Source organism: Providencia sp. wls1916, assembly GCF_009706585.1.
GTDB classification, from domain to species: domain Bacteria; phylum Pseudomonadota; class Gammaproteobacteria; order Enterobacterales; family Enterobacteriaceae; genus Providencia; species Providencia lanzhouensis.
This window is the reverse complement of record NZ_WLUL01000009.1, coordinates 117,019-134,851: the sequence shown is the minus strand read 5'-3', so window position 1 is coordinate 134,851 and position 17,833 is coordinate 117,019. Positions and strand designations below refer to the sequence as shown.

16 protein-coding genes are annotated in these 17,833 nt (G+C 38.4%); 5 read left to right on the top strand and 11 right to left on the bottom strand.

The genetic code is table 11. From position 1 onward, the window contains the following. Positions 1-38: 38 nt before the first annotated feature. Positions 39-2,681: a YdbH family protein gene (locus GKR61_RS03865; RefSeq protein WP_154639558.1), complete on the bottom strand. Its 2,643-nt coding sequence runs from the start codon at positions 2,679-2,681 to the stop codon at positions 39-41. 235 nt (positions 2,682-2,916) lie between these two features. Continuing rightward, a complete protein-coding gene (locus GKR61_RS17660) occupies positions 2,917-3,426 on the bottom strand; it encodes an AAA family ATPase (protein ID WP_230083116.1) in 510 nt (169 codons plus the stop codon). Between the two features lie 276 nt (positions 3,427-3,702). Between GKR61_RS17660 and GKR61_RS03855 the strand changes: the two genes are divergently transcribed. Both GKR61_RS03855 and GKR61_RS03850 read left to right on the top strand, forming a co-directional pair. Next, a complete protein-coding gene (locus GKR61_RS03855) occupies positions 3,703-4,701 on the top strand; it encodes a 2-hydroxyacid dehydrogenase (protein ID WP_036948169.1) in 999 nt (332 codons plus the stop codon). Positions 4,702-4,715: 14 nt separating this feature from the next. Then, positions 4,716-5,153: an META domain-containing protein gene (locus GKR61_RS03850; protein WP_108478170.1), complete on the top strand. Its 438-nt coding sequence runs from the start codon at positions 4,716-4,718 to the stop codon at positions 5,151-5,153. An 82-nt stretch (positions 5,154-5,235) separates the two neighbouring features. On the opposite strand, the gene grxB is transcribed toward GKR61_RS03850, so the two are convergent. Beyond that, a complete protein-coding gene (gene grxB, locus GKR61_RS03845; protein WP_036948175.1) occupies positions 5,236-5,880 on the bottom strand; it encodes a glutaredoxin 2 in 645 nt (214 codons plus the stop codon). A gap of 621 nt (positions 5,881-6,501) precedes the next feature. Between grxB and GKR61_RS03840 the strand changes: the two genes are divergently transcribed. Continuing rightward, positions 6,502-6,813, top strand: a complete 312-nt coding sequence (locus GKR61_RS03840; protein WP_154639557.1) for a helix-turn-helix domain-containing protein — start codon at positions 6,502-6,504, stop codon at positions 6,811-6,813. A gap of 239 nt (positions 6,814-7,052) precedes the next feature. On the opposite strand, the gene GKR61_RS03835 is transcribed toward GKR61_RS03840, so the two are convergent. From GKR61_RS03835 to GKR61_RS03800, 8 genes are all read right to left on the bottom strand, one after another. Continuing rightward, positions 7,053-8,069, bottom strand: a complete 1,017-nt coding sequence (locus GKR61_RS03835; RefSeq protein WP_154599299.1) for a fimbrial protein — start codon at positions 8,067-8,069, stop codon at positions 7,053-7,055. Continuing rightward, positions 8,060-10,534, bottom strand: coding sequence for a fimbria/pilus outer membrane usher protein (locus GKR61_RS03830; RefSeq protein ID WP_154599300.1), 2,475 nt, complete (start codon positions 10,532-10,534; stop codon positions 8,060-8,062). The genes GKR61_RS03835 and GKR61_RS03830 overlap by 10 nt, the downstream gene beginning before the upstream one ends. Before the next feature lie 8 nt (positions 10,535-10,542). Continuing rightward, entirely contained in the window at positions 10,543-11,244 is a 702-nt protein-coding gene (locus tag GKR61_RS03825) for a fimbrial biogenesis chaperone (RefSeq protein WP_036948187.1), read from the bottom strand. An 88-nt stretch (positions 11,245-11,332) separates the two neighbouring features. Further along, positions 11,333-11,908 (bottom strand): fimbrial protein, encoded by a 576-nt coding sequence (locus GKR61_RS03820; protein ID WP_036948189.1) that lies wholly within the window; start codon positions 11,906-11,908, stop codon positions 11,333-11,335. A gap of 1,670 nt (positions 11,909-13,578) precedes the next feature. Then, positions 13,579-14,022 carry a YcgN family cysteine cluster protein gene (locus GKR61_RS03815; protein ID WP_196231028.1) on the bottom strand — a complete coding sequence of 148 codons (444 nt, stop codon included), beginning with the start codon at positions 14,020-14,022 and terminating at the stop codon, positions 13,579-13,581. A 17-nt stretch (positions 14,023-14,039) separates the two neighbouring features. Then, positions 14,040-14,696 (bottom strand): fumarylacetoacetate hydrolase family protein, encoded by a 657-nt coding sequence (locus GKR61_RS03810; RefSeq protein WP_036948193.1) that lies wholly within the window; start codon positions 14,694-14,696, stop codon positions 14,040-14,042. A 20-nt stretch (positions 14,697-14,716) separates the two neighbouring features. Beyond that, complete coding sequence (locus GKR61_RS03805; RefSeq protein ID WP_036948195.1) at positions 14,717-15,820, bottom strand: lytic murein transglycosylase; 1,104 nt, start codon at positions 15,818-15,820, stop codon at positions 14,717-14,719. 49 nt (positions 15,821-15,869) lie between these two features. Then, positions 15,870-16,139 (bottom strand): YcgL domain-containing protein, encoded by a 270-nt coding sequence (locus GKR61_RS03800; RefSeq protein WP_036948197.1) that lies wholly within the window; start codon positions 16,137-16,139, stop codon positions 15,870-15,872. 129 nt (positions 16,140-16,268) lie between these two features. Between GKR61_RS03800 and minC the strand changes: the two genes are divergently transcribed. Both minC and minD read left to right on the top strand, forming a co-directional pair. Then, positions 16,269-16,994: a septum site-determining protein MinC gene (gene minC, locus GKR61_RS03795; RefSeq protein WP_036948199.1), complete on the top strand. Its 726-nt coding sequence runs from the start codon at positions 16,269-16,271 to the stop codon at positions 16,992-16,994. Between the two features lie 23 nt (positions 16,995-17,017). Continuing rightward, a complete protein-coding gene (gene minD, locus GKR61_RS03790) occupies positions 17,018-17,833 on the top strand; it encodes a septum site-determining protein MinD (protein ID WP_036948201.1) in 816 nt (271 codons plus the stop codon).

Here is a 17,833-nt window from a genome sequence, read left to right as displayed (position 1 = left end):
GATCAATTTTAATGTTTTCACGTTAGTCCTTTTCTCTTCTATATATTCTTTTCAAGCCATTCTTCTAAGCCAGTGCCAAAACGTAAGCTACGCCATAACTGAAAAATATTCTCTTGATGGTGATAATTTAAGTGAACTTCACGTTTCTTGGCTTCTTTGGTGTTATATCCTTCAAGAATAGTCGACATGGTGAGTAATCCCAAGTTGGTAACATTCACATCCGTACGACTGCGTTGAATCTCAAGATATTGTAGCCAACCAATTGCCGATCCCGCTGAAATATTATCTTTGGCGATAGACTCCACAAAATTGGTATCTAAGCGTAATGTCAAAGGCCCACTATTTTCCATCCATCCCCCTTTAATAATCCAATCAGGGTTATTCAGGTAAAATGGCAACTCGCCATTTACTCGACCAGAAACAGCAAATTGTGAGACTTTTAGTTTTGTGAATAACTCGCTAAGTTCCACTTGGTGGACACTTATCGTCGCGGGTTTATTTTGTGGCCAACGAAGTAAATCGAGATTAATTTCACCACCTAACATTTTAAATCCAACATTACTCAGTTGGATCGGATGCGTTTCCGTTGGAGGATATGTTCCCGATAAATCCGCTTTGATATCGGTGAATTCGAATAAGTTCGAGACATGTTTTATTCGTAATTCAACGGGCGATTTTTCACCTAATGTCCACGTACTATTATGTAATTTCCACGGCAAGACAAAATCCAAACCATTAAGCTCACCATCCTTCATCCATAAGCTCGTATTTTGCACTCGCCAATGCCCACCAGCAATAAAACCATTTTCTGGAGTCATGGAAAAAGCGGCTTGAGAAAATAGTTTACCCTCCCGTAATTCAATATTTAGGTCTTTCGGAATTAATGTTTGAAATGCTTTCACTGACTGCTCTGGCCAACGTGCTTCACCACGCAGACGTTCACCGTCCCAGCGCCCAAATATCACGATAGGTCCTACTTGCCTAGTACTTAAATCCCCTTTTAACTGAAAACTGGCTGGGGATGTACCTTTAAGTTCTGCATTCGCCGTAATTTTAGGTAAATAGCTGTCAGCACCAAATAACATTCGATTACTAGTTAATTGCAATGCGCCATAAAAATCAGCTTTTGCTGGGTCTCTCTGCCAAACCAGTGGCGATGTCAATTTAAGGCGTGGAGCAGACATGGAGAGTAAACCATATTTAATTTGGTCAAATCCCGTATTTAAACTATTGAGCGTTAATTGTGTATCTTGCCAATTACCGTTACCTTTCACATCCCAACGAGCGGCTAACGCGGGTAGCTGAGCATTTCCCCAGTAATTCCAGAACCATTTACCTTTATCAATATTAAACTTATTCGCGCTACCATCGAGGTGAATATCAAAATCCCCCCAGTACTGTTCTTTTACTTTTAAAATCGCTTGTAAGCGCCCCGAAATTCCGTCGGCATTTAAACGCGTACCCGCCAAAGGTAAGCGTATTTCCCGTAACAGAATTGTCGGTGAAACCTGCCCATAGGCTCTCATTAATGAGCCGGGCATAAATACAACGGTGGGTGAAACCAACTGACCTGCAATTTTTGCTGGCAAATTGATATCCAGCACCATGTCATCGTATTTCACTTGACCGTTGAGTCTAAAATCAATATTTGCATCGAGGAGATTGATACGGCTAGGTTCAAGGGTAAGAACTAAGTTAGCTTTTCCTTTTTTTGCATCAGTCAACATGTTCAAACGTCCTGAAACCACAAACTCACTCAAGGCTTGATTCCAGTTATCAATTTGAAATGCAATTCCACCATGAAGTGGAACTTGTGCATCATCCCAGCGCCATTGACCATCCGTTACGATCACTTGTGATGATGAAACCTGCCATGGAAGATGGAATAATTCTTTTTGCTGCTCAAGATCCGTCACAGTCAGCAATCCTTGGTCGCGCTGCCAATGCAATTTTGTATTTAAGCGTTTATTTAACTCAATAAGCTTAAATTGCGCTTCGATATCTCCCGTTTCGGGCAGTTGAGCCGTCGTCAGAGGTAAAGCCAATTGCGCGGTTAATTCAATATGTTGAGGCTCTTCTTGTGGCTTACGTTGATCCAGTGTTTGCAACTCTTCTAACGCTAATGTGCTCTGAGGTAATGTTGCCGAAAATTGCTGCACAATCAGTTGATTTTGTGAATTAACAAAAGAAGAAACCCGTACATTTTCCCCCTGATAATCCAACATAAGTGGAGAATCAGCGGTACTGCGTAACCATAAACTCCCTTGATATTGTTCCCAAGAATGCAGTGTGATTTTATCAATGACGAGTGAAAATTGAGGGAGTGCATCCAGTATCTCGGTGATATTGATAGGAGAACTTGGTGACTCCTCACTCGTTTTGATGCTATCCAAACATTCCGCATTAACATCAAGCCCATCAATTTTGGCTCTAATCGGGAAAAAAGAGATTCTGGCATCCGTTACTGTGACAAGAGAACAATTATTTGCACTTAATCCCACACTCGGGAATCTAATTTGATGATTAACAAGTTGTGGCTCAGAAAGTGACAGCGTCACTGGCGGCGGTAAAAAATGACTCGCAACAATGGGCGCCCAACGGGTTAATGTTGACCATAATATGATTAGGAGCACAACACTCACCCCTAATAAGAAAAACAGTATTTTTATTGCCCGTTTCATGAATATTCTCTGAGCATCATCTTCATGAAGCAGCGATAAATATCATTGATGATATGGATGAAAATAAAGCGAAAGGATGCATTGGAACGAGCAGTTCAACGACTTGCATTGCGATGTAGGTCATTTCCATAATAACTATCTCCATTCAGATAAATATATTCTAATCTTTTAAAGCAGAAATGAACAACTTAACCCTATGTGTTCACTCCGTTACTTCATTATTTTCAGTCAGTTCTTAGTGAATATGTGATGCTGTATAGTTGGCAATTTCACGAAAACATGATGGTGTATCATGTGCAAATTTCACTTTCTCGGCAAATATCGGATTAGCTGCAAAAAACTCATCCAATCGCTGATCAAAGTGTTTAGCAAAACGCAGCAGTTCTAACGTATTCATCAAGGTTTCTTTTGGTCGCATGCCCTTTAATTGCGATATTAAAAAGCGTTTAATGATCCGAAAAGCGCAAACTCGGTAAGGAATGTTGAGCCGAATGATTAATGAGCAATCGACAAAAAAAGGCGCTAAACGCTTGTCATAAGAGCCTTCCATTATCCACCTTTCTTTAGATTTTATCTCCGAAATCAGTGAGTTCATGGTTTCCGGCGTATTTTTAACGTACTCCATTTGGGTTTTATTCCAATAAATGTCATCGTAGCCATATGCAGGGAGATTAAATTCTTCCGATAACTTTTGAGCGAGCGTTGTTTTCCCTGCTCCTGATATACCAATAATGCAAATTTTCACGCTGCTCCTTAACGTTCTTTGTTCTTTAAAACCAATCTATTCTGTAAAAGAAGAAAAATAAAACTTAACAATGGCATTATTTTAACACTAAAAATGGCCGTCTTTGTTAAAGATAGTGAGCAAACGAAAATCAAACGTAAACAGTAAGATATTTTCTTAATTTAGAGGTGATTTACATCACTAATTGTCTTATTCTGAACGCATATTTTTGTAGGTTTGTTTATTTTACCTACACTTTGTCATTTATTGGTTCCTATAAATTATGGAGTTCCTCTGATGAAAATTGTTTCCTATAGCACCAAACAGTATGATCGCAAACATATGGAACAGGTCAACCAACAATCAGAGTTTAATTTTAATATTGAATACTTTGATTTTCCATTAACGGTTCAGACAGCTAAAAATGCCGTCGGTGCTGACGCAGTTTGCATTTTCGTTAATGATGAAGCAAACCGTGCTGTGCTGGAAGAGCTCGCGGCTCTCGATGTGCATATTCTCGCGTTACGCTGCGCTGGCTTTAATAATGTTGATTTAGATGCAGCCCATGAGTTGGGAATTCAAGTCGTTCGCGTTCCTGCTTATTCTCCTGAAGCTGTTGCAGAACATGCTGTTGGCATGATGCTATGCTTGAATCGCCGTATTCATCGCGCGTATCAACGTACTCGAGATGCTAACTTTTCTCTCGAAGGCCTAACTGGCTTTAACATGCATAACCGCACTGCGGGCATTATTGGTACAGGTAAAATTGGTCAAGCCACATTACGAATTTTAAAAGGGTTTGGAATGCGCCTACTGGCTCATGACCCATACCCAAGCCAAGCCGTCCTTGATCTGGGTGCCGAATATGTCGATTTAGACACCTTGTATCGAGAATCCGATGTTATCTCTCTGCACTGTCCTTTAACACCGGAAAACCACCATTTGCTGGATGAAAACGCGTTTAATCGCATGAAATCAGGCGTAATGATCATCAATACCAGCCGTGGAGCTTTAGTCGATTCGGCTGCCGCGATTAATGCGCTCAAATCCCAAAAAATTGGCGCATTAGGTATGGATGTGTATGAGAATGAAAGAGATCTATTCTTTGAAGATAAATCTAATGATGTAATTCAAGATGATATCTTCCGCCGATTATCTTCTTGTCATAACGTATTATTTACCGGCCATCAGGCGTTTTTAACCGAAGAAGCCTTAACAAGTATCAGCTTAACAACACTGAGTAATATTCAACAAATCAGTCGTGGCGAAAATTGCCCGAACGTTGTGAAGCCTTAGCAGGATCTCGCATCATGAAAAGATTGATCCCTCTAACGCTCTTTGGGTTGTTACTTGCAGCTTGCCAAACCCATCAGGTAAAGGCAGGTAGTAGTCAGCAATCCCTTGAGCAGCAGCTGATGCATCATAATTTTGTCTTAACTGAAGTGGATGGTCAGCGCATTGCCAAAAAACAGACCGCACCGTCCATTTCATTCGGTGAAAAAATGTTTGTCTCTGCCTCTATGTGTAATGACTTTAACGGAATGGGTGCAATTAATAATGCAACACTAAAAGTTAAAACATTAAGTAAAACAGAATTAGAGTGCGTAGATGAAGATCTTTCACGATGGGATACCTTAATTAACCGTATGCTGACAAATGGTGCAACAGTAACATTAACCAAAGATCATTTAACGTTGACACAAGGCCATTATAAACTTGTTTATATCTTGAGTGATTATATGCAGTAATTCTGCTTTTATTGCAAAATAAAAAACCGCCATTCTTAATTTGGCGGTTTTTTTATCTTCCTATATTAGTATTGCTTAAATATTATTTGGCTTGGCTGAATAACAAATTAATTCCTGTCGCTTTTGATGTGCGGTCCATATAGTCATGAATTGTGGTGCTAAAACCTATTTCTTTCACAATACTTAAGCTACGCAACACAGGGAAGATAATAAAATCATTAATATCTACAAGTGCTTTGTTACGCTTTTCTAGCCATACATCTAATAGATCCATATGCGGCTCTAACTCAATCAACAGCGTGTGCGTTTCTTTACGCAGTACAGATAAATCATCTCCATGAAACTTGCTAACACGCTGGATATACGCGGTTTTAGCCGCTTCCGTCGCTATTTCAGGAAACTCAGATTCAGTAAAACGTGGTGTCACTAATTTAGATACCGTCGACGAAACTGCTTTATACCAACTATCAATTTCAGGGCTAATTTCCCCTGCGGCTAAACGAGGCTCACTTAATTGGTCAATATAGCGCACAATATCTAAACTCTCAGGTAAATAGCTACCATCTTCTTTCTCTAGAATAGGTACCATTTTACGCCCTATCATACGTGTTGGGGTTTCGATATCGTTATCCAACAAAATCACTTCTTCTACCGCAACTTTTTTTAAGCCAAAAATCATTCTGGCGCGAACACAAAATGGACAATGATCATAGATATACAGTTTCATATTACCCTCACACACTCAGTGATAAAGCGAATTAAGTTAACTTAAGTATACTTGATATTTATACTTAGTGTAGTGCTAAAGAAATTTCTTTTTTATTATTTAATATAATAAATCTAGTTATATTTAATTATAAAAACAAAAATAAATAAAATTAATTGAAATTTAATTCACAAAAAAGTAATACATTGCATTTTAAATTCCTGATTTTATATTTTAATTTAGAATTAAAATGAATAAATTATAGGATAACAAAAATGAAAACCATCCAAAATCAACCCCAATGTTTCATAATGAAACGGTTCAACTAATCTAATTAACATATTAAACAATTAACTAACAAATAAGATAAATGTTGATTTTATTAAACAGACAGGTTTAACCGCGTAATTCTAGCGGGATATTCTTATTGTTATTTTAATTCGGAATATTCAAAATGGCACTACAGAAACAAACGTCGAATTTTTGAATGTGACTATCACAAAATGAAAGACCATCATTGAAAGTTAAATACTTTAATTTGACGTTAATTTTAATTATTAGCTTTTAAACCAGCTTGTAATTTAATATAATATATAGTGAAAACGACTGATAATAACCTTAATAATAAGTTGAGTATGTCATATGGACATTCATAGTGTCATTGGTCTTAGAATAAAAAACCGGAGAAAAGTGCTAGGCTTGTCAGGTGCAAATCTAGCAAATAAGTTACATTTAAGTCAGCAGCAAATATCGCGGTATGAAAATGGTGTTAACAAGATCCCAATTGACCATCTGCTTGATATTTCTGAAATTTTAATGTGCCCTATTGAATGGTTCTTTAACGGTTATAAAAGTGAAATTAATAATAACGATGACCATTCATTCGACATTCCGAATAGAGAATTACAATACGCAGCAGAAAGTGTAATTATTCCATCTAAACATCACGCATAATAATCTTTTTTCGATTATCTAAAAATACCCAGTTAACGCTAATGTAGACCATTAATCTTCATCGATTAAAATTAGCTTTCTGGGTATTTTTTTATTTCTTTTAAAAAATTAAAGCTGCATATTATATATATAATAAAACATCCGACCTCACACCACTGACCAGCATTAATTTAAAAACAAAAAAATCGCATATGTTTTATTAAAAATATGCGATTTCCTATTGAAGTTGAATATGATTTTTAATCGTAAGTGACATTGAAAACTAAGTGTGACCGAACATCACCTGCCGAAATGGCTCTCTCATAAGGAAAATATCGAGCGGTTAAAGGAAAAATCAATAAGTCATCCTGATTATTCACTACCGTACCGACTTTATAACTACGAGTAAAACTTAATGGTGCTTTACTACTTCTTTCTATTACTTGAATACCAACACCCTTTGCACCATTAGTTCCAGCTTCTTCATTTCTTAGTACGCCATTAACATCACTCGCCGACACATTTCCACGAAAATCAATATTAAATGTAGTTAATCCTGAAGAGGTAATTCCACCATTACACTCCATGGTAATATCAAAATCAATATCTCCTACAGGCGCTTGATAAGCGGTCAATTGATTACGCTTTATCGGCGCGAGTGTCACATTCTGTTCTCGTCCACCATTGATTAAGCAAGATGGCGATACAATCGTGATCGCATTTCCTTGTAGATACGTTCGAATTAATGGATCCGTATTATGTTTATAACCATATTCGGTGTACTGCCCATTGGCAATTGTGCCAGAACCTGTTTTTCTTGCGGTTTTTATCAACGTTAATGTGAACGTTGAGTTTTCAAGGTATACGCTTACGCCATTTCGTCCGCCATAAATCGTATGAGTACCGGGATAGAGAATATTGACTTGGTTTCCACCTCGTTCAAATTTCATACCTATTCCTGGAATACTGGATTGATAAACGCCATCACCTAAATGACGCAGACCACCCATCACCACTTCAGCTTGAAGCGTATTCGTTCCATAACATGTTAAATACGATTGATAGCCATTAGTACGCATAGGCCATTGTTTTCTCATAATAACCCCTCCAACAGGAAGGTTTGGATCAACAACAACATTGCCTAAGGTCATATTGAGATCTATGGGTCTTACATTCTTGCGATAACAAACATCTGCATACCCGAAAGCTAATGCATACTGAGTAGCAAGGAGAACACCAGCACCAATTAGCCAGCGCCATTTTTTGATCATTGACATAGACTCTCCTGACTATTTTCCGTCGTTAATGGGAACGAACACTCTCCGCCTTCCCACTTCACTGTCGCAAGTTTAGATTCATTATTACTGATAAAGACTGTCCCACCTTGCCCTACAACACCAATGTAATTCCCTTGAGGATCCAACACATTGGCACCGAATGGCAGCGCTTTACTGTTCGGTCGAACGACGCTATACACTGCGTTTTTCTCAACTTTCGTATCAAAAACAACTTTTACAACGCTACCTTCATACGGTACAACTTGCGCTGTGGTACTGTTAAACACGATATCTTCAGGGCTACCTTTCGGGTCAATGTCGACATTATTAATACGATAAGGGCGAACATAAGGCGCTAACGCATACCCATGGCTATCAATTTTGGTGTTCTGTGACCCCATGACAGAAGCCCCTTCGGCCCCCTTCGCTTCTATTAATGCAATCGTTGAAGAGGTATTCGGCGAGAATGTGACTCCACCCTCATGCACCACCATTGATCCATTAGCAGAAGCACCATATTGACGATAACCATTACCTTGGCTGTAGTTAGCATTCGTATTCACAACCGAAGTTTGATATCCCGTATTCAGTGCAAAATTACTATTACCATGTTCTTCAAACGACGTATTTAAACCATAAGTCCAATTATTATCTGTATCAATTGACCCATTAACTCCCACTTGTGAAGAACCAAATTTATCATTATTAAAGATGGTGTTTGAGGTAATGGCAGCGTAATTGCGATCCCCGAAATAGAGAGGGAAGTTCACATTTAAACTCACACGGTCATCTTGCGTTCTTTGCGTATTATCTGAATAGACTCGCATAAATGAGATGCCATACGAAAAGCGTTCAAATTGGTTGTTGTAATTTAATTGGTACTGTTTTTCGATACCGCTACGGTTCCAATAACTTGAAATACGTCCAGTGAAATAGAAACTACCTAAGTCGTACGGTAAATTTTGGTTAATTGTGTAGCTAAAACCGTTTTTCTCACGCCCTAATGAACTATCTATTCCTTTCTTATCCGCATCAATCGTGTAAATCGCATTAGAAAGACTGTAATAATCTTCTGTTGAATAACGGTATGCCGCTAATACAAGGTTTGTGTCAGTATCAGAAAATAACTTATTGAAAGTAAATCGATAACTCTGCCCCATATCCGTTTTTTGATTGAATACCGTTCTTGATTGGGTAACATCGACGGCAACCGCACCAATAACCGTATTCACACCCGCACCTAGCAAATAAGCCTGATAGTCATCAAATGCAGTGATTCCACCATACAGTGTGAACGTGTTATTTAAACCGTGCTGCAAAGTACCTTGCATAATGAACGGTTGGTTACTGATGCCTTTAGCATCTGATTTACCACCTGACAGTTGATAACGGGTATAACCGGGACGTAGTAACTGTGCCATAGACGTGTAAGGCACACTAAAAGAAGATTCACTTCCATCTGCCTCTTTGATAGTCACAACAAGGTCATTACCATAACCAGATGGGTACACATCATTGAGGTTAAATGGCCCGGGGGAAACCGAGGTTTGATAAATAACGACGTCATTTTGTTTGACGGTAACAAGGGCATTACTTTGTGCAACACCTCGAATTTCAGGTACAAAAGAACTCATGCTATCAGGATACATTGTATCGTCAGTGGCAATTTTAGCCCCTAATAAACTGATACTGTCGAACATATCCCCGTCAGTATAAAACTGACCTGCGGTTGCTTTAGATTTCAATCCAACAATAGGACGTTGTAAATAGGTTTGGTTACTATGCCAATTAGCACCCTCTTTACGTTGCCAATTTAAATTTCCAATATGCTTTAATAACCAACCGTCATAGCTTAATCCTGCATTTAATCCGAGATAAGCACTCGCATTATTGTTACCGTTTGAGCGACTATCATAATAGTTACTCATATACCCCAGATTCAACGCAGGGACTCCAGTTTCCCAAAATTGTTCAGAGACATAGCCACGAGATGATTTCTGCTCATAAATTTGAGGAACAGAAATATCAACTCGTAATGTTGATGAGTGAAATGTGTCACTAACATCAGGATCACTATTCCACTGAGTTAAAAAGAGACACTCTTTGCTATCGGGTTTCGCCGTCGGGGCAAACTTTTCGACATTAATACCCAAGTCAGATAACAGGGCTGGGGTATAGCAGGTTCCTAACTGTCCATTTTCTTTTGCGACGAAATCAAGGTCGTATCGCCCTTTCCAACTCCCATTGGTATATACATCAACGGAATATTTTCCTGGGCCAATCCCTGTTGTATTAAATCTGTCAAAATCAACGTTTTCTTGGCTACCTATAATGAAACCACTGTTAAATTCATACGTGGTATCTTCTTCACTCCAAGCATAAAACGACGGTAAAGCACAGACTGTGACTAAACCTGTCACTGAGAGTAAGTTTGTATATTTATTTTTTAACTCTCTCTGCTTCATTCTAAATCCTATTTAACGGTAGTTTTTACCGCTACATCTGAGCCGTAATCGTTGATATTGTTAATAATAATTTTAGTTCCTGACGTCAGTGCTCGCTTGAGTGTCACTGTCGACTGGCTTTTAGGCTCTAAAAAAATTGTTTCATTATTCAATCCGTTAGAACCATCAGTAGAAATTTTTGTAATAGTAATAAAGTATGGCGACGGGTTGCCGATATTAAGTTTGCTGCCATCTGCTTTAACAACGAGTTGCTCAGGAGCAAGCTCTCGGCTACCTAGGCCTGATGGGCGATAGAAAAATTTAAAACGAGAACGGATAGCCAATTGCAGCACATTTTGATTTTCTTCTGCTTTATTTTTGACCATTGGTGGAATGTCTAACAAATTCAGCCACCATAAGGATTCTCTGTCTTGTGGTAAGGCGGATTTATCCATCAGCTTAATGCGGATAGTTTGTCCACCTTTTGCTTCAATTCGGGAAATCGGTGGCGTGAGTTGAAATGGCGTTTTAATCGTATCAGGTGTTTCAGATGCATCACCTGTATCAAGCCATGCCTGGGCCATAGCCGGGCGGTCAGCCGTATTATTTAATTGGATAGTGATTTCTTTCTCATCGCTAGGATAAACAAAACGAGTACCGTTAACGATGATGTTATTTGCAAATGCTGTCATACTCGACAGTAAGCAAAGGCTAAATAGAATGGCTTTCATGTAGGCCTCAAAGCAAAAAGCGGCAGTTAGCCCACCGCTTACTAACTCATGCTTTTATCGAAAATGTCGATAAAAACTGACTGAAAAATTAGTTATAAGTAATTTCGTAAGTCGCGTAGCTTTGGATTTCACCCGCGCTTACAGTGTCAGGAGTTGCTGTTGAGTAACCAACATAGTAAGTGAAACGGGTATTGCTACCGTTTTTCTCACCAACTGCTTTTGGTTGGCTTGCTTGACCTGGGAAAATTTTAGTGGTTTTTTCGCCGTCAGTAGACAGTGCTAATTGGATGTTTTTAGCGCCATTAACAACAGTGTTAGCTAAGCTACCGTTAGTATTAGCAGCTAAGTTACCACCAGTCCAACGCACGCCTAAGGCTGCAGTATCAGTAACAGGTTTGCCGCTTTGTGCACAATCACTGATTTCGATAGCGAAAGTTTTTGGTTTTAGAATAGTATTAGCGCCACCGTTTTTAACTTCTTGTAAAGAAACAGGTGCTAAATACACAGTTGCATCGCTGCCTTGACCATCAACAGAAACGTTACAAGAAACATCCATAACTTTACCGTTAAAGTTAACTTGGCCACCGCCAACTGAAGTTGCTGCATTTGCTGTTGTGAAACCAAGAACTGTTGCTGCGATAGCAGTCAGTAAAACTTTTTTCATTTTCAATTCCTAAGATGAGTTTTTTATTTATTGCTTATACAAATTATTAAGAGGTCTTTTATTCAGTCTTGGGTAACAGCAAAAACAGAGCTCGACCGTATTAAAATACAGCCAGAAGTCAGCATATTTAAAGCTTCTAACAGATCCCTGTAATGCACAAATCAAAAGTAGCTCAGTGCATTCTGTTTTTGACCAACAACTTGTATGACCATCTAATTCGAAGCAAAGAATACATAAAAACTTATGTGTCATTAAATCGTTTTTACCTTAGCTTATTAACATTTTGATAGGCATAGACTATTGCAAATGATCTATTAATCGAAATGGTCAATATATTAATTACACTTAATAAGTCATATTTAGAGGCTGAATAAGCATATTCAAAAATAAATATTTAAATTTATAAAATTTAATTTCGATTTTATAAGATATAAAAGATTTTTGTGAATATTTTAAATTTGAGATATAAGTTAAATTTTGTATTTTTATTTACATTTAGACACTTTTTCTAGTCTTTTGATTACAAAATAGAGTCACGCTATACGTGTTAAAAATACGTAATTGATAAATTTTTCTTATTAAAATAACCCATGTTCATATTGAAACATTTGCCAATAAATAAAATTAAATATCGAATTATTATTCCAACCCACAAATTAACTCTCATTGAGAGTAAAAGAATTATCTATAACTTTATTGCGCATTAGGGCAAAGTAAAAAGTTATATAACAACAATTTTTTAGTGACTACCACTATCGTAGAGGGAATAGAAAAAACACAGTAAAGAAGCGGGGAGAATATTTATGATAAAAAATCATAAATACCGCAAGATAATGCTCCTGTCATATAATAAGACTTTGACAATTTAATCTTATTAAGAGTATCAGGGTGTGAGGCTATGTAAGCGGAAATAATCATTTCTGATCTAACAATACTAAATAAGTGGTACTTTTTAACCAAAAACTTGATCTGTATCAAAATTTGGCGAATTTGCGTAATTCAGTGATATATAAGGTTATTTGCCAATAATAACAGTTCGACCAAATTTATAAAAATTGCCTAAAAAATGCATATTAGGAATATTCCTAAAAACGCATTTTGTGAGTTTTTGATTTGTCTTATGTCTTCATTTTGAACAAAAAAGCATTTAAAGCTAAGTGCTAATCGATTTTAACACTACCTATTCTACCCATCTTTTCAGTGAACTAACGTGACAATAACGTTAATAATAGTTCTATTTAGATAACATTGACTCATTAAATTAGCTCTTGAATGACAATATGATATTTGAGTGAAATAAGACAGAAAAAGTATATTATTTCAATATGCTATGAAATATCACTTAAAATCACCATGTGTGTGAATTAGGCTGACTGAATATTATTTAAATATCACTCTACTTTTTATTAAAGAATATTTAACATTTGAACATTACTAAATATAAACCAAGTTTGTTCTCATTTATAAGTAATCTATTTCAATAGGTTCCACAAAGTACAAATATCTTCTTTGTAATAAAAAATCTTGACAGGTGATTAAGAGTGGTTGTTTTTTGTTCGATTTGTCATTTTTAATCGAATTGATGGCGTTGGATCTAATGAGGGCGTAAGGATAAAAAACCCGCTCAGTGTAAATGAAGCGGGTTTTTAGAAGAGTCGATTAGTGATGCATTATCTGTCGTTTGGTCGGTTCATAATATGATCTTCCCACTCTACCACATCAATTTCTCGTACTGCGATATGGCGAACTGAAATACCTTCATTATGCATTGCAGCTTTTGAACCAGTTTTCAATGGATGCCATGCAGGAAGCGGCTTTCCTTCCATTAACAAACGGTATGCACAGGTACTTGGTAACCAAGCGAATGTTTCCAGATTATCCCGAGTCAGTTTTATGCAATCCGCTTCATATTTGAAACGATCTGCATAATGTCTGCACTGACAGGTTTTAATATTTAACTGGTTGCAAGCCACATTAGTGAAATAGATCTCATCGGTGTCTTCATCCATTAATTTATGCAAGCAGCATTGCCCACATCCATCACAGAGAGATTCCCACTCTTCATCGGTCATTTCATCTAAGGTTTTAACCTGCCAGAAAAACTGAGACATAATACTGCAAAATCCTATACTTAAATGACTCTAGTGGTCAGTGAATTATCATTAATCGTTAGCTTTAACATATCCCCAGAAGCCAATGGCCCCACACCTTCCGGTGTGCCGGTTAAGATAACGTCTCCAGGACGTAGGGTAAAGAAACGGGACATATAGCTAATGAGCGGTAAAACAGGCGTGATCATATCACGGGTCGAGCCAGACTGACGAATCTCGCCGTTGATTTCTAAACTCAGTGACATATTTTGCAGGTCACTGGTACCACTAACGGGAATAAATCCTGAAATTGGACATGAACCATCAAAAGCTTTGCTTTTTTCCCATGGCTGCCCTGCTTTCTTAAATTTCGCCTGTAAATCCCTTAGGGTTAAATCAAGTGCGACTGCATAACCGGCAATTGCACGAGCAACCCTATCTTCATCCGCATTTTTAAGAGGCATACCGATCAAAATCGCCATCTCAACTTCATGGTGAACCGAGCCTAATTCTTTAGGAATAACAATTGGCTGGTTCACATCACACAGGGCAGTTTCCGGTTTAATAAATAAGACAGGTTCCTCAGGTAATGCTGAACCCATTTCTTTAATATGTTTGGCATAGTTACTGCCCACACAAACTACTTTATTGGCAGGGAAATCTAATAAAGCACCTTGCCAGTCGCGATGTTGATACATATCGGTAACTCCTATTATCGTTATTGTATTTTTGCAGCGATACCATCCGCCATCATACAAACACTTAATGCGAAATAATATGAACGATTCCAATGCATAATCGTGCGGAAGTTTTGGGTCACTAAGAACGTTCGACCTTCAGGGTCATCAGGAATAACCACCCATGTTTTTAAATCTGGCGATAGTCGAGAAAATGCAGGTAATTTAACCCCTAATTTTTCCCACTCCTGAACGGTTTTTCCTTGTTCCGTTTTAACCCCTTCTAAGCTACGGTTAAAATCAGCTGGTAGTGAAACTTGATAGCCCCATGGTAATGCAGATTGCCATCCTTCCGTGGATAAATAGTTGGCAACTGAAGCAAAGACATCGGCTTTGTTATTCCAAATGTCCATTTTGCCGTCACCATCGCCATCTGCGGCATAGGATAAATAAGACGTTGGCATAAATTGGCTCTGCCCCATCGCCCCAGCCCATGAACCTTTCAGTTGCTGATCTTCAGGAATATAACCTTTATCCATGATTTCCAAGGCTGCTAATAATTGCTTACTAAACAGTGCTTCACGACGCCCTTCAAAAGAGAGTGTGGCAAGCGCTGAAATTACATCTTCTTTACCCTGTGAACGACCAAAACCACTTTCGAGTCCCCATAAAGAGACAATGTACTGTGGCGGTACACCATATTTCTGGCTAATTGCGTTCAATACCGCTTGGTTTTCATAGTACTTTTCAACACCCGCATTAATGCGAGATTGTGGTAAGACATTTTTTAAATAGCTGGCTAACGTCACTGTTGCGCGTTTTTCAGGTTGCCCTTTATCCGCTTTTACGACACGTTCAAGGAAATAAATGTTAGCAAAGCCACGATCAATCGTAGACTGTTTGATACCTTGAGCCGCAGCATGTTGTTTCAGCAATTCCACATAGGCAGGAAATTGTGAAGGCTCACGTTGTTCAATTGGAAAAGCTTTATCTAGTGCGATAACTTCTTTCTCAATCGCAGCTTCTTGTGCCGTTGTCAGAATTCGAGTTTCGTTTGCTTGAGTTGCAGCTTTTTGGGTTTGCGGAGCACTGCAACTTGCTAAAAGTACACCAGCGACTAAGGTATATAATAACGTTGGCTTCATTTTTATCCTCCTGACGATAATGGCTTTTTAAGGATCATCCTAAATTGTCTTAGTCGTTTAATTCGCGATATTCAGAAAGTAAATTTTCAACCGGAGGTGGAAATTGCAAGTAGTAGCCAACGTCTTGAAGATCAGCTCGAACTCGCTCAATGTCCGCATTTGCTAGCTTTTCACGTTTATCCAATGAAATTAACATTGAAAACTGTGGTTTGCCAAATTGCTTCAGGAGTTCTTCTGGTACGCGTGAAAAGTCATCTTTCTTTTCGACATATAAATAAGTTTGATCACGGTTCGGGCTTCTATAAATTGCACAAATCATTATATTTAACTCTTTTTCTTAGTTCGTAAGCTTGCTTGAAGTATGCAGTAACTATAACATGCTATTGTTTTACTGAGTATCTTCACCCGAGGATTGTTTCGGAAATTTTAATTTGCTGAGTCTAGATAGATGCCACAATCGCCAATAGAACTTAAAGGCAGCAGTTTTACTCTTTCAGTCATTCACTTACACAGTGAAGAGCCTAAACTCATCAAAAAAGCGCTGCAAGACAAGGTCAATCAGGCTCCTGATTTTCTTAAAAATGCCCCAGTTGTTATTAATGTTGCGGAATTAACTCACCATGCGGATATGTACAGTATCCACAAAGCGATTGTCTCTGCAGGTCTTCGAATTGTGGGTGTCAGCGGCTGTACTGATCCACTGTTAAGACAAAAGATCAATGAAGCGGGCTTACCAGTGCTTATTGAAGGTAAAAGCAAAAAAGCGCCAGAACCATCAACGGATGACGTTACTTTTGCGAAATCGGATATTGCCCCACAACCTGCTCCAATTGAATCTGCTTATCGCAAAACCCGTATTATCAATACTCCTGTTCGTTCAGGTCAGCGTATTTATGCGCCAAATAGTGATCTCATCGTCACAAGTAATGTTAGTGCAGGTGCAGAATTATTAGCAGATGGTAATATTCATATCTATGGCGTTATGAGAGGTCGTGCCCTTGCTGGTGCCTCAGGTGATATGGAAAGCCAGATTTATTGTACTCATTTGCAAGCAGAGCTAGTGTCCATTGCAGGCGAGTATTGGTTGAGTGATCAGATACCTACTGAATTTCTCGCCAAAGCAGCTAAACTTTGTTTAGTTGATAACAAACTTAATATTGAATACTTAAATTAGACCTTATTTACAAGGAATTATTCATGGCACGCATAATTGTTGTTACTTCTGGTAAAGGTGGCGTTGGTAAAACCACTTCAAGCGCGGCCATAGCTACCGGCCTAGCTCAAAAAGGGAAGAAAACCGTAGTTATCGATTTCGATATCGGTCTGCGTAACCTTGACCTAATCATGGGGTGTGAACGTCGAGTAGTCTATGACTTCGTTAACGTTATCCAAGGTGATGCAACTCTTAATCAGGCGTTAATCAAAGATAAACGTACTGAAAACCTTTATATTCTTCCTGCATCACAAACTCGTGATAAAGACGCGCTGACTCGTGAAGGTGTTGAAAAAATTCTTGATGAACTCAGCAACGAAATGGCGTTTGACTTTATTATCTGTGACTCTCCTGCCGGTATTGAAAGTGGCGCATTAATGGCGCTTTATTTTGCTGATGAAGCCATTATCACAACTAACCCAGAAGTCTCTTCTGTTCGTGACTCAGACCGTATTTTAGGGATCTTATCCTCTAAATCTCGTCGCGCAGAACAAGGTCAAGACCCAATTAAAGAGCGTTTATTATTAACTCGCTACAACCCAGGTCGAGTGACTCGTGGTGATATGCTGAGTATGGAAGACGTTTTAGAAATTCTGTGCATTCCATTAGTGGGTGTGATCCCAGAAGATCAGTCTGTTTTACGTTCATCCAACCAAGGTGAACCTGTCATTCTGGACTCTGACTCTGAAGCAGGACAAGCATATAGCGACTGTGTAGAACGTATTTTAGGTGAAGATCGCCCTATGCGTTTCATTGAAGAAGAGAAAAAAGGCTTCTTAAAGCGTCTATTTGGGGGATAA